Annotated in this window: 8 protein-coding genes; all 8 read right to left on the bottom strand. The window is 47.2% G+C overall.

Annotation, left to right across the window (positions count from 1 at the left end; all coding sequences use genetic code 11):
* Positions 1-9: 9 nt before the first annotated feature.
* The 8 genes from hisS to BMZ28_RS11785 all read right to left on the bottom strand — a co-directional run bounded on the left by hisS (position 10) and on the right by BMZ28_RS11785 (position 14,150).
* Positions 10-1,284: a histidine--tRNA ligase gene (hisS, locus tag BMZ28_RS11750; protein WP_047781706.1), complete on the bottom strand. Its 1,275-nt coding sequence runs from the start codon at positions 1,282-1,284 to the stop codon at positions 10-12.
* A gap of 146 nt (positions 1,285-1,430) precedes the next feature.
* On the bottom strand, positions 1,431-2,546 hold the full coding sequence (gene ispG, locus BMZ28_RS11755; protein WP_047781707.1) for a flavodoxin-dependent (E)-4-hydroxy-3-methylbut-2-enyl-diphosphate synthase: 1,116 nt from the start codon (positions 2,544-2,546) through the stop codon (positions 1,431-1,433).
* Positions 2,547-2,592: 46 nt separating this feature from the next.
* Positions 2,593-3,543: a cytoskeleton protein RodZ gene (gene rodZ / locus BMZ28_RS11760; RefSeq protein WP_074823413.1), complete on the bottom strand. Its 951-nt coding sequence runs from the start codon at positions 3,541-3,543 to the stop codon at positions 2,593-2,595.
* Positions 3,533-4,285 carry a type IV pilus biogenesis/stability protein PilW gene (pilW, locus tag BMZ28_RS11765; protein ID WP_248296102.1) on the bottom strand — a complete coding sequence of 251 codons (753 nt, stop codon included), beginning with the start codon at positions 4,283-4,285 and terminating at the stop codon, positions 3,533-3,535. The genes rodZ and pilW overlap by 11 nt, the downstream gene beginning before the upstream one ends.
* A gap of 80 nt (positions 4,286-4,365) precedes the next feature.
* The gene (gene rlmN / locus BMZ28_RS11770; protein WP_074823416.1) at positions 4,366-5,532 is read right to left on the bottom strand and encodes a dual-specificity RNA methyltransferase RlmN; all 1,167 of its coding nucleotides are present in this window, start codon (positions 5,530-5,532) and stop codon (positions 4,366-4,368) included.
* 320 nt (positions 5,533-5,852) lie between these two features.
* Positions 5,853-6,284 (bottom strand): nucleoside-diphosphate kinase, encoded by a 432-nt coding sequence (gene ndk / locus BMZ28_RS11775; RefSeq protein ID WP_047782737.1) that lies wholly within the window; start codon positions 6,282-6,284, stop codon positions 5,853-5,855.
* A 301-nt stretch (positions 6,285-6,585) separates the two neighbouring features.
* Complete coding sequence (pbpC, locus tag BMZ28_RS11780) at positions 6,586-8,937, bottom strand: peptidoglycan glycosyltransferase PbpC (protein WP_074823419.1); 2,352 nt, start codon at positions 8,935-8,937, stop codon at positions 6,586-6,588.
* Between the two features lie 260 nt (positions 8,938-9,197).
* The gene (locus BMZ28_RS11785) at positions 9,198-14,150 is read right to left on the bottom strand and encodes an alpha-2-macroglobulin family protein (RefSeq protein ID WP_074823421.1); all 4,953 of its coding nucleotides are present in this window, start codon (positions 14,148-14,150) and stop codon (positions 9,198-9,200) included.
* Positions 14,151-14,429 lie beyond the last annotated feature (279 nt).

Consider the following 14,429-nt stretch of genomic DNA (forward strand, 5'->3'; position numbering starts at 1 on the left):
CCCTCTTGATTAACCGATCAATGTTGCTAAATATGCTGCGACTTCAGTTTGCGCCAGCGTTTGTTGTTCACCATTACGCAGATCTTTCACTACCACCTGCCCAGCCGCAACTTCATTCTCACCCAATACCAGAGCAACCTGTGCGCCCCACTTATCAGCACGAGCAAACTGCTTCTTGAAGTTACCGCCGCCGTAATTGGTCATCAGACGCAGCTGCGGAGCAGTATCGCGCACAACCTCAGCCAAACTCATGGCGGCCATTTGCGTACCTTCGCCAGATGAAATCAGATAAACGTCTACGGCTTTATCTGCCTTAAAGTCAGGATTCACCGCCTGAACCAGCAGCACTAAGCGCTCCATGCCCATAGCGAAACCGACACCCGGCGTCGCATGACCACCCATCTGTTCAACCAGACCATCGTAGCGACCACCACCACACACTGTACCTTGAGCACCTAGACTGCTGGTTACCCATTCAAATACGGTGCGATTATAGTAATCCAGACCACGAACCAAACGCGGATTGATTTTATAGCCAATCCCAGCGTTATCTAAAAATGCACACAAACCGCTGAAGTGCTGTTTTGACTCTTCATCCAAATAATCGTGCAACGCAGGAGCATCATTCAACAGCGCCTGAACATCAGGATTTTTAGAGTCCAGAACGCGCATAGGATTGGTATACATACGTCTCTGGCAATCTTCATCCAGCTTATCTTTAAACTGTTCCAGATAGGCCGTTAAGGCTTCTTTATAGCGGCTACGCGCTTCCAGTGAACCGATAGAGTTTAGCTCCAGCGTGACATGCTCGGAGATACCCAATTCGCGCCACCAACGGGCGGTAAGCATAATCAGCTCAGCATCAATATCCGGACCCTGTAGACCAAAAACCTCAGCACCTATCTGATGAAACTGACGATAGCGTCCTTTCTGTGGACGCTCATGGCGGAACATTGGCCCAATATACCAAACACGCTGTTCCTGATTATAAAGCAGACCATGCTCAATACCGGCACGTACGCAACTTGCGGTATTTTCAGGCCGCAACGTCAAAGAGTCCCCATTACGATCGTCAAAGGTATACATCTCTTTTTCAACGACATCGGTCACTTCACCAATTGCGCGTTGAAATAAATGGGTTTGCTCTACAATCGGAGTACGGATCTCACCGTAGCCATAGCTCGCAAGAACCTGCTTAAGAATACGCTCGATAGGATGCCAGAGCGCCGTTTCTTCAGGCAGATAGTCGTTCATTCCGCGGATGGCTTGAATTTTCTTGGCCACGTCAGTTTCTCTATATCTTTAAAATTTTGATGATTATAGGAGGTATACCCACTCCACATCAATGCAAACAGGCGGTTATTACACAGTAATACCGCCCTCTAAGTCTATCTTTTTACTGATTACCGCTCATATCGTGTTGAATCTTTTTAATCCTCACGAATGTCTATACGCTTGGATTTATCCAGCACGCTGGCTCTGGCGCGGATTTTCGCTTCCAGTTGGTCGATCATATTATCGTTATCAAAACGTTCTTTCTGACGTTCACCATTTTCATAGTAACCGCTCTTATTATGACCACCGGTGACACCGATATCCGATACCAGCGCTTCGCCAGGACCGTTAACCACACAGCCAATAATTGACACATCCATCGGCGTCAAAATATCTTCCAGACGCTGTTCCAGCGCGTTTACCGTGCCGATAACATCAAACTCTTGACGGGAACAGGTGGGGCAAGCAATAAAATTGATGCCACGAGAACGAATACGCAGCGCCTTTAAGATATCAAAGCCAACCTTCACTTCTTCGATTGGATCGGCAGCCAATGAAATACGCAGCGTATCACCAATACCTTCAGCCAACAGCATACCAAGGCCAATGGCTGATTTAACTGAACCGCTTCGCGCACCACCAGCTTCGGTAATCCCTAAATGCAAAGGCTGCACAATCTGTTTAGCCAGCAGTCGGTATGATTGAACCGCCAAAAAAACATCCGAGGCTTTAACGCTGACTTTGAAGTTGTCGAAATTCATGCGATCCAGAATTTCAACGTGGCGTAATGCGGATTCAACCAACGCTTCAGCCGTTGGTTCACCATATTTTTCCTGAATATCTTTTTCCAGCGACCCGCCGTTAATACCGATGCGAATAGGAATATTTTTATCGCGAGCACAGTCAACTACCGCACGAATGCGGTCTTCACGACCAATATTTCCGGGATTAATACGCAAACAGTCAACGCCGTATTCTGCTACCTGTAGCGCAATACGATAGTCAAAGTGGATATCAGCCACCAAAGGAACGGATACCCGCTGCTTAATAAGTTTAAACGCTTCTGCCGCGTCCATAGTTGGAACAGAAACTCTGACAATATCTACGCCAACACGCTGAAGTGACTCGATTTGTTGAACCGTCGCATCAACATCCGTTGTGCGCGTGTTCGTCATTGACTGCACCGCAATCGGAGCCCCATCACCGATAGGAACATTACCAACATAAATACGTTTTGACTGACGACGAACTATCGGCGTTTCATTATGCATTATAAGCTCTCCACGAAAACAACCACGGCTGTGTGAACATTGTTGATTATTCAGCCGCTAACGTTAGGCGAGCAGTACGATTAGAATTTCTGTATTGACTCAAATCTACTTGTTTGCCTTTGTATATAATATCGATTCCAGCCGGTGCTCCCAGCTTCACGCGATAAGGAGCCTGACCCGTCAGCGATAGTTTTCCACCTTTACGCTGCAAACCGCTGTACAAATTCTTACCGCGGCTATCAATCACTTCAACCCAACAATCGGCGGTGAAGGTCATATAAATATCATTACCATCCTGCACTTGAGGTGCCATGACTCCAGTCGCTGCCTGAGACTCAGCAACCTGCGCCGCTACCGCCTGTTCTAATGTTGGCGTTACGCTTTGATTGGCAGTCTGGTTGGAATTAACCGTAGAAGGCGTAGCCGTCGCGTCTGGTGCCGCGGTAGTACTCGTTTGAGTTTGGCTAGCGCTGTTAGCGGTCGGTGTCGGCACCGGAGCTGGGGTGGTTTCCGGCTGCGTAGTAGGGATTAAAATTTGATTTACTGACCCATTGCTGGACGCAGTGATATCACTCTGCTGTGCCTTGTGACTCTCCCACCACCAGGCCCCGGTCAGTCCAAGCACCACAAAAATAATCAACCAGGTAAATAGCGTGAGCCAACGATCCAGCTTTTTACGCCCCTTACTCAGGGTAAAACCTTTAATGCGGTTTGACTCAACAATATTCTTTTCTACCTGGGCCTTAGGTAGCAATGCAATCAACTCATCTTCCGGGATGTGAACCAGCCTGGCATAAGAACGAATATACCCCCGGATAAACGTAGGGGCGAGATCGAGAGGATTTAACCCCGCTTCCAGCTCCCGAACCGTGGTCACTTTCAAACGTAGTTGCTCAGCCACAACTTGTTGGCTGAGGTTCAACGCATTTCTGGCTTCACTGAGTCGGAGACCGATTTCAGCTAGCGGAGTCTGTTCTTTTGGTGCATCAGTATTCATGAGCTAAGAATAATTGGTATTGTTTTGACTGTGAAAAATCTCGCGCCAGTTGCTTGCCATAACGTTGTACGTCATCCAAGCGGTTATCTGACGCCGCAAATTGAATCTGTATCCATATACTTTCAGCACTGGCGGGCAAAGCCTGCCGATAAACGCTTAACAAAGCTAACGATTCTGCTCGCTTTTTTAGCTGAAAGTATTGTTCTGATACTTTTAATAAACGTTCACCCTTCTTTGAATCCTGTTTTAATGCACGGCTCAGCTTTTTTTGGGCTTCATCAATCTGACCGGCCTGTAATAAACAATAGCCTGATTGTTCCAGACTCGCGACATTACCAGCCAAACCATCTACCCTTTCTGCACGTTCAAAATACTGCTGAGCTGCATCATACTGCCCTAAACCACAGAGAAACGCACCGTAATTATTCAGTACTTCGCCATTATCAGGGGCCAATTGTAGCGCCTGTTGATAACGTAACTCTGCCAGTTCAGTCTCACCTGCGCTCTGCAAGTAGAGCGCCATTCCTAACTGGGGACGATAGTCCTGTGGAGCATACTGCATGGCTCGTTCAATATTTGTTCGAGCCGCGGGTAAATCACCCATTTCCAAATAAGCCATACCTAAAGTTAGTCGACTATGCGCCGCCTGTTGTTTATCTATTCCATTTTTATCTAAATCTTTGGGACTACAGCCCCCTAATAATCCGATAAAAAGCCATGTAGATAACAACATTTTCCGCATTGTAATCACTCTCCCTGTTCTTACAGCCTTAGTATGACTTCAACACTTCAATGACATATATATATGTAAGATATCACATTTTAGACAGTTTTTACCGAAATTGGTTCGCCGTTCATTCGCTTTTTTAACGTACGCTTGGTGCGATCAATCACATCGCCGGCTAATTGACCACAGGCAGCATCAATATCCTCACCACGAGTTTTACGCACAATCACGGTAAAACCGTATTCCATCAATACCTTAGAGAATCTATCTACTCGACTATTGGAGCTGCGACCATAAGGCGCCCCCGGGAACGGGTTCCACGGAATCAGGTTAATTTTCGACGGCGTATCTTTTAAACACTCGGCTAATTGATGCGCATGCTCTGTACCATCATTAATATGATCCAGCATCACGTACTCAACGGTCACCCTGCCCTGATTAGCATTGGATTTATCTAAGTACCGACGAACGGCAGCTAAAAAGGTCTCAATATTATATTTGCGATTGATCGGTACAATATCATCACGAATTTGATCGTTCGGCGCATGCAAAGAAATCGCCAATGCCACATCAATCATTTCACCCAGCTTATCAAGCGCCGGAACCACACCGGAGGTTGATAACGTCACCCGACGTTTAGATAAACCAAAGCCAAAGTCATCCAGCATAATGTCCATCGCTGGCACCACATTCGTCAAATTCAGCAGGGGTTCGCCCATGCCCATCATCACCACATTGGTAATCGGGCGCTGGCCAGCTACTCTGGCCGGACCAATGATTTTAGCCGCACGCCATACTTGACCAATAATTTCAGAAACCCGAAGGTTACGGTTAAATCCCTGTTGAGCCGTTGAACAGAATTTACACTCCAGAGCACACCCAACCTGAGATGACACACAAAGCGTTGCTCTATCTTCCTCTGGGATATATACCGTTTCAACCTGTTGATCGCCGACAGCAATAGCCCACTTAATCGTACCATCAGATGAGCGTTGTTCTGTTACCACTTCTGGGGCGCGAATTTCTGCGATTTGTTGCAGCTTGGCACGTAAGACTTTATTAATATCCGTCATCTGCTCAAAATCGTCATAACCAAACTGATAAATCCATTTCATTATTTGGTCGGCACGAAACGGCTTTTCGCCAATGGAAGCAAAAAACTCGCGCATTGCCTGACGATTAAGATCCAGTAAATTAATTTTTTCTGATGGATTAGTCGCGCTGATGCGCTCTTCAGATGACGTAGAAATAGTTGCGGACATATTAACAAAGGCCTCGTTATTACACTTTATGGCGCTAGAAAATCTAGAGAAATTAAAGAATGTTAAAATTATACCCTGAAAAGATAAACCCAACAGGGCGTTGTGCCGATATATTGTAATGCTTTTAGTTAAAAGTTTCTATGGACATCAGTATAGTAAAAATCAAACCTACGGCCTGACGAAAACGGTTGCACAACCAACGACGGTATTAGCACTGATAACCAATGATTTTTACCGCTGCCCCATCACCAATACCCCATGAATCTTTACATTAAAAAAGGCCAGTAACCTGCATTACTGACCTTTTATTCAGTGCAAAATTAACCAACCCGTGGGCAGATCTCATCATCACTGAAAAAATAAGCAATTTCACGTGCGGCTGAAGCGGCTGAATCCGAACCGTGTACCGCATTGGCCGTCATGCTATCCGCATAGTCTGCACGTAATGTACCAGCCAATGCGTTTGCTGGGTTAGTTGCTCCCATCAAATCACGATAGCGCTGCACCGCATTTTCACTTTCTAAAACTTGCACAACGACTGGCCCTGATGTCATAAAGTCTAACAGACCATCAAAGAAAGGCTTACCATCATGCTCCGCATAGAAACCAGCGGCCTGCTCTCTGCTCAGGTGTAACATTTTTGCTGCAACGATCGTGAATCCCGCATTTTCAAAGCGTGAATAAATAGAGCCAATCACATTTTTCGCTACTGCATTGGGTTTTAGGATTGAAAAAGTACGTTCAGTAGACATATTCACCTCTGAGTGATAAATCACCGTTTTATTGTAGTTAAATTTATTCGCTAAATCATTGTAGGAGTACATAATTCGCGGCTGATTATACGAGCTGATATTGCACTTGCCTATCTCGGAAGTAACATTTTTTTAAAATAAATCCAACCTAATACACACTTTTGAATAAAGCCCGCATTTACACTAAAAATTGTGCTAAAAAATAACCAGTTCGTACAAGATTGATCGCACTATAATATTACTGAAAACAGCGCGGCCCAATCATAAGATCGAGCCGCTAAACAACGTTAACCGTAGATAATTAATCAAGAATAAAGCTAACGCTGCTGACCTGCCCACTCTCATCCAGTACGCTAATCTGATATCGACCAGATGACGTGAGGGTTTTCACCATCGGTTGATCTGCTTCCGTTTCCATCAGCGTTTCACCATTGATAAACCACCAACGCTTACCTCGCCCACCCTGAGTATCTAAACGCAGATCGAGAGATTGAGTTCCCGGCAGTTTTTTAAGAATTGCGCCTTCTTTCAACCCCAATATCAATAATGGCGGGCTGGTATCATAGCCAATTGGTGGGCAGGTTTCGTCCCTTGTCGGCAGCCGGCTCGCCCGGCGTTCAGATAACGGCAGCCAAGTTTCCAGCGCGATCGGCCACAAAGCCAGCCGCTTACTTATCGCACCATGGCAATCCGATGCAACCCGTTTCCCCTGCTCATTAACCCAAAGATTGAGCCAACCACCTATTCCGGTATCCTGCCCGATAGAAGGCAATGTTGGCGGAATGGTGCCGTCTAAAATCCATGCCTGACGACGCTGACGGCAGTTAGGATCGCCGGCGGGTAAACTCTGCCCCTGAGGCCAGCAAATTACCGCTCTACTGACCGTCGGTGGACGTGGATCTTTCGGCCAATTTTGTATGGTCTGACTATTACGATTAATCAATAAGTGATTAATCTGATGCAAAATAGGTACCGCGGTAGCATAGCCGAACTGCCCTGCAACCGGAGTCCCATCCGGACGCCCTACCCAAATACCAATCAAATAACCGCCATTCATACCAATGGTCCACGCATCACGGTAACCGTAGCTGGTACCGGTTTTCCATGCCAACGGAGTAATATCGGAAATTTGATTATCCGGCACCGGACGTGCTTCTCCGGCCAAAGTACGTCGAACAATCCATGCGGCTCCACGGGAAATCAGTTGCCGTTCGATAAGCGGATCTTCTGGCCGATAACGCAATGCCGCCACTTTACCCTGACGAACAAAAGCACTATAACCACTCACCAATTGATCCATCCGCATACCGGTTCCTCCCAAAATCAGCGATAAATTGGGATCGCTGTTGAGAGGAAAACGCAGCACGATACCTGCATTACGCATATTACCGGTAAATCGTTTAGGCCCGTAGGCCTCCAAAACTTGAACCGCCGGTAAATTCAGGGAACGAACCAAAGCATCCGAAGCACTGACCGGCCCACTAAATCCGGTATCAAAATTGCCCGGGCGATAGTCACCAAACTGACGTGGAACATCCTGCAACAGTGATTCCGCATGAATCAGGCCATCATCCAGTGCCATGCCATAGGCAAAAGGCTTCAGCGTTGAGCCCGGAGAACGCCAAGCGGTAATCATATCAACGTGACCAAAACGGCTTTTATCATTGAAATCGGCAGAGCCAATATAGGCTTTTACTGCCATGGTTGAGTGCTCAACCACTAGAATCCCCATTGATGTACTGGGTGGCAACTGACTTTTCCAGCCCATCACCATATCTTCCAGCCGCCGCTGCAACGCGGCATCAATCGTGGTATGAATCACATCAGATGAACTTTCAGCCAATAAACGACGAGCCAACAACGGAGCTAACTGAGGAGCTTGCCGTTCTGCCAGCCATACCGTTTCCTGTTTAATATCGCTAACCCGCTCATGACTCCAGACGCCAAACTCTTCCAGGCGATCCAGTACTTTATCTCTGGCCTCTTGCGCTCGATCAGGATAGCGATCCGGCCGTAAGCGACTTGGTGCCTGAGGCAAAACCGCTAACAAAGCCGCTTCAGCACGGGTTAATTCAGACGGCGGTTTATCCAGATAGGCCCAACTGGCCGCGCCAATCCCCTGAAGCGTTCCACCATAAGGCGCCCGATTAATATAAATCGTCAGAATCTGATCTTTACTGTAATGCCATTCCAATTGCAGGGTTCGAAAAACCTGGCGCATTTTACCGAGCAAGGTTTTGTTATGGGGTTCAATCAGACGGGCAACCTGCATCGACAAGGTACTTCCACCAGAAATGACCCGTTGATTAGTCAGGTTTTGCCATACGGCTCGGCCAATAGAGAGTGGATTAATACCGGGATGCGAGTAAAACCAGCGGTCTTCATAAGTTAGTAATGCTTCAAGATAGTACGGCGAAACCTGATCCAGAGAAACGGAGTAACGCCACACGCCATCAGCATCGGCAAAACGCCACAGCGGTGTACCGTCTTCTGCCACCACCACTTTCGCCATTTGCACATCCGGATCGGGCAAAGGCCAAAGCTTATCCGCCAACCATAAGCCTACCGCTGACACAGCAACCAATGCCACACTGACAACGGCCAACCTGCGCCAAAAACGTAATGTGAACAATCGAGAAAATAAACTACGCAATTCTATTTACTCATTTATCAGAGTGAATCTGAACGATTAAAAAGGGCGATCATATAGTCGCCCTTTTGATTGATAACAATCTAGACATATTCAGGCTTCCCATCGGAAGGCTAGGCCCGACGCTCACCAAGACCAAATACATCATATCCTCTAAAAACCGTCATTCCGGCTTTCGCTGGAATGACAGGATAGATGGAATAAATACATTTAACTGAACGGATTAAGTATAAAGGGGCGATATCTATCGCCCCATTTCAACCTTACTTAACCTCTAACTTCGCCGGCGTTGAACCAATCGCATGCCACTCAGGCTTATACATCGATTCAACCTGCGGTGCCGGTACGCTATAGCTACCCGGCGTGACTGCCCGCACCAAATAAAGCAGAGTCGCCGAACTATTTCTATAGCCGTTCACTTTCACCGCTGCAACATAGCGGTCGTCGCGATATTCCTGATACTGAATCTCTGTGCTCTGCATTTTACTTTGCAGTGACATCAACTCACCGGCGCTATCGCCCAGACTGGCGCTGCTGCTGCCAAGATTTTGGTTTTCCAACTCAAACCCTGCCGGTAACAAATCAACCACCAACGCATCATTGACTGGTTCATCAGCCCAAACGTTAAGATGCACCACCAGCAACTGACCACTCTCAACGTGACTCAGCGACGCAACAGAACCATCCAAATTCAGGTACTGACGCTCAATGTGCAATTTATTGCTCATTGGCGCAGGTTGTTTCAATGGATAACCCATCACATCAATGCGTGGATATACCGTAACGCTACCGGTATTCGCCAACGTGATACCCTTAGCTAACTGGTTAGCATCATAGGTATAAGAAACCGATTTCGTTTCTTCCAGAGATTTACTGTCGGCACCGGACACCTTCACTTCCCACTCCGCTGACTGCCGATTTTGCAGATCGCGGCCGGCCAGATAAACCGAATTACGTTCCTGTGTTGACAGATAACGGGTGGAAGACAGTGCATCAGATAATGCCAGTAAAGCGCTATCCTGCTGTTGAGGTAATAGATGATATTCATGTAATAGCGACAAAATTAACGCGTTATCACGCAAGTTACTGCCGTAATCGCCCAACCAAACCTTACGATTCGCGCCACCCATGGCCACACCTTGCTGAATAGCCTGCTCAGCCTTTGGCATATCCCCCATCAGTTGTAGCGCAATACCGAGCTGCACCAACGGCAATCCGGACATCGCCTCGCTACGGCGGTCATACAGTTGACGCAATGCACCTAATGAAGCCTGCTGCTGGCTCGCCAACACCAATCCGGCATAAGCCTGTACCGCAAACTTAGCACCATTAGTCGCTGCACTATTGTTGGTATAACGCACGTCGATCTGATTGCGATCCTGTAGATAACGCAGCAAACGCTGATTGGCTTTCTTCAGTGCATCTTCCTGTACTGAATACCCCTGCTCACGAGCACGAATCAGGAAGTCAGTAACATAAGCCGTCAGCCAATACTCTTCATAGCCTTCACGCTCCCACAGAGAGAAGCTGCCATTATCTTTCTGCATACCCAACAGACGTTCAATACCAATATTGATATTGTGGCGACGTACTTCATCGGTATCGCTCTTAATACCCAATGCGGACAGTTGAGCCTGATTACTGTACAGCGACGGGAATAAACCACTGGTGGTTTGTTCTAAACAACCATACGGATAAGCAAACAGTTCACGAATATGCTGAGCCACGTTCAATGGCGGCGTGGCCGTCAAGGACATTTGGCCTTCAATTGTTGGCGTGGCCAAACCTTGCATCGCATCAGGTGGTAACACCCAATTTTGCCCAGAACGCAGTGCCAAAGCATAACTATTGGTTTGCGCTGGTGTTGCTGGTCGAACACCCAATGTCCAATGACGCTCAAAAGCGGTTGTCGGTTCACCAGGCAATACCAGACCATTGATCCTAACGGTAATATCCCCCTGACCAAAGCCCTGCTGTGCCTCAATCGGAATACTTAACGTTTGACGCTGGCCTTTAGTCAGCTTCACGCTTTGTTTAGCACTAGCGGTTAGCTTAACCAGCCCTTTGGTCTCAATCGTCACATCCAACGTTTGAGCGCCATCGGTCAGATTGCTTAAATCCAACGCCAAAATACTGCGGTCACCGCCGGCAATAAAGCGCGGCATCGACAGTTCAGCAATCAATGGCGCCGCAACGATGATTTTTCTCTCAGCGCTACCGAACTCCTCATCACTCCAAGCCTGCGCCATTAAACGCAGCTCACCATTGAAGTCAGGGATCGGCATCTGGATTTCACCTTCGCCTTTATCATTGAGCACCACAGGCATGGCCTGCTGTGCCACAATTTTAACCACGGTTACCGGCTTTTTGCCCCCGCGGGAAAGACCATCGTCTTCACCATCACCACCGAAGCTAAGTTTTGCCGTTTTACCTTTACCTTCAATCAATTGACCGTAAATATCCATCTGGTCAACGCTATAGCGCTTACGTCCAAAGAAGGCTTCATAAGGATCTGGCGTCACAAAGTTAGTAATATTCAATACGCCACTATCAACCGCAGACATCAGTACATTAATCGATTTCGGCAGTTCACCATCCTTCACTGAGGCTTTTACCTTAACCGTTAACGTCTGGTTAGGGCGCATACGATCCGGCGCATCCAGCGTTAATGCTATTTTGCGGTTTTCATCAACCAGCGGCAGATGCAATAAACCTACCGCACGTTTTGGCGTCGCCTGTTGGGTTTTATCCCCCGGACGAACCACCAACGCACTCAGATAAAGATCGTGACGGTTCCATTCCTCATTAATTGGCACCTCGAAATTAGCGCCACCAACCGGCACTTCAATTTCTTTCCACCACAGAGGGCCATCACTCGACTCCAGCATCAGGTAGCCTTTACCTGCGGTTGGCGCTTCAACGTGAAGTTTAACTTTATCACCCGGTTTATAAGCCGGTTTATCCAACTTCAGTTTGACCTGATCCGGACGCAGTGCACCGGTACCGTCGGTATTATCTTGCCAGCTATAGCCAGCCCAAAAACGCAGGCTACTAATCATCCCGCTGTGTGGATCTTCTACCTCAAGCCGATAAGAGCCCCACTCAACCAGATAATTGACTTTCGCTACCTGCTCGGCATTGATGTTGATCGTTTCTTGATTGATCACCAGATCTTTCTGATCGTAGCGAGAACTCCAACCGTCGCTGGATGACCATTCCCAATAGTAATCACGGCGTTCACGAATTAAACGCACGTTTAAATCCTTGGCCGCCAGCTTATGGCCTTGCACATCGGCATAGACAATATCAAATCCCGCTAAACTGTCGGCATCGACGGTAAACTGCGGCTTATAGCTATTGGTTTTATAATCGTAGGTTTCTTTTCTACTAAATAGCGGACGGATACCCGGCATAGTATCAGCAGGCCAGATAGCCTGTTCTGCACGACGGGTCACCGGACGACCGCCGGACTCCATCAGGCTAGCCTGGATAATCACCTTCATCGGTGATTTGCTCTCTTTCCAGACGCTTGGCACCGTAATACTGGTTAAGCCTTCTTCGTCTAACTTAAGATCAAATTCATCCAGTGAACGACTCAGGTTAGTCTCCAGAATTGAGCCAAACTCGTAACCCGGCAGTTTAGCTACGGCGTCACGAGCCGGACGCAGGAACATTTGCCCTTGTAGGCGGTTACCGGCAGCCGGTGCACCGTAAAGATAACGTCCGGTAGCATCAAATGTGATTTCCTGAGTTGGTGCAACTGGCACCTCCTCAACGGACTTCAGCTCCAGCGCCATACGCTCAGGCAAGAAGTCTTCCACTTTGAATTTATAGAAGCGAGGTTGTTTATCACCCAAATTAAAACGCAATGACCATTCACCGGTTGGCGCATTATTTGAGATATCGTACTGGAATTGATAGAAACCATTTTTCTTTGGTTGCCAAACAAAGCTGCGCGTTACCTGATTATCCGGCTTCAGCACATCCACTTTAATAGGCTGGTCTGGCAATGCTGCGCCGTCGGAATCGCGCAGCAGGCCGTTAACAATCAGGGTTTCCCCCGGACGGTAGAGATCCCGTGGACCAAAAGCAAAAAACTGGGTGGCATAACCTTCTGGCCCGGCGATATCAAACTCGGACAGGTCGAGGGCAGCTTTACTTAAATCAATCAGGCTGGTTTGACCATCTTTAGTGGCCAACATGATTTTAGCTTTGTCATCTTTAATCAGTTGAGCATGACCGTCAGACGATGTTTTAGCCTGCGTTAATGAGTTACCTTTTTCGTCAAACAGCTCAACTTTTACACCTGAGATGCCTTCACCGCCTTCCAGGGCTTGGGTAAATACATCCAGACGATCGTGATAACGGTGTAAAGAAATACCAATATCACTCAACGTGAACAGCGTAACTGGATTACTATATTGGTAAGTACCGGCTTCCTGCATCATCGCGACGTATACGCCCGGCTGTTGCAGCTCTTTGATACTGTTTAGTGGCAGCAACACCTGCTCACGAGTATTACGCTGTGGATTCAGGTCAAAACGACCGGTATAAGCTAAATCGGTTTTCTTCAAAAACTGCTGAGACTCCCAGTACCCTTTGGCACCGGTACCTTCCCATTCAGCTAAAAAAGAAGAGAGGAATTCAGGTTTAATGCGGAAGAAATTAACGTCAACTTTATTAACGTTAAGGGCGATCACCGGCAATCCGGTAATTACCTTACTCGGTAATAACGAACCGCGGCTGGCAAAACCAATAGAAGGTTCAATATTACGCGTTGTCAGCTTTTGGCTTAACTCTTTATCCAGCTTGGTTCCATTTACACCAAGTAGATTTTTATCAACGTTAAGAATCAGTTTACGCGCAGGCTCCAGATGACGCAGGCGCAGTTCCATCATATTGTCAGAAAGCTCCCATGCCCCATCAACCTTACCGCTACTTTCATCGATTAAATTCAGTAGCGATGAGAAATTTTGGTTGGCCGCAACCGGAATAGAAAACGTCACCACCATCGCGCTGGCTCCGTCCAGTTGTACTTCCGATGCATCCAGAATAGTGAATGCCTTACCAGCATAACGGGCGGCTAATTGTTCATTAGTTTGAGGTGCCTGACCGTTCGAAGCCGGTGCCGCATAAAGTGGTAAAGATGCAAATCCAAGACATGAGGCTAAAAGTAGACCCTTTAACCCCCAAAAATCAGAACTTCCCTGACGCATAAGCGATTCTCTCTGAAATAATTGGAATAAATATTAAGCTATTTTAGCCGCTATACGATTTAAAAACATCCACTAAATACTACACTAAGCCGTTAATAAGAACATTATCAAGGCTTAAAAAACACCCTTTCATCGTAAAAAAAACCTTAGAGTCCGTTTAATTCATATCGGCACGCTCAAAACAGGCCTTTTGATAGCCATAGGCCATATCATAAGCGCCATACGAATATGTCCACCTTTAGACTAAAGCCGAAATAACAACCATTTTTCAAAACAGCT

It is taken from the genome of Pragia fontium DSM 5563 = ATCC 49100, from assembly GCF_900112475.1.
In the GTDB taxonomy this organism is placed as follows: domain Bacteria; phylum Pseudomonadota; class Gammaproteobacteria; order Enterobacterales; family Enterobacteriaceae; genus Pragia; species Pragia fontium.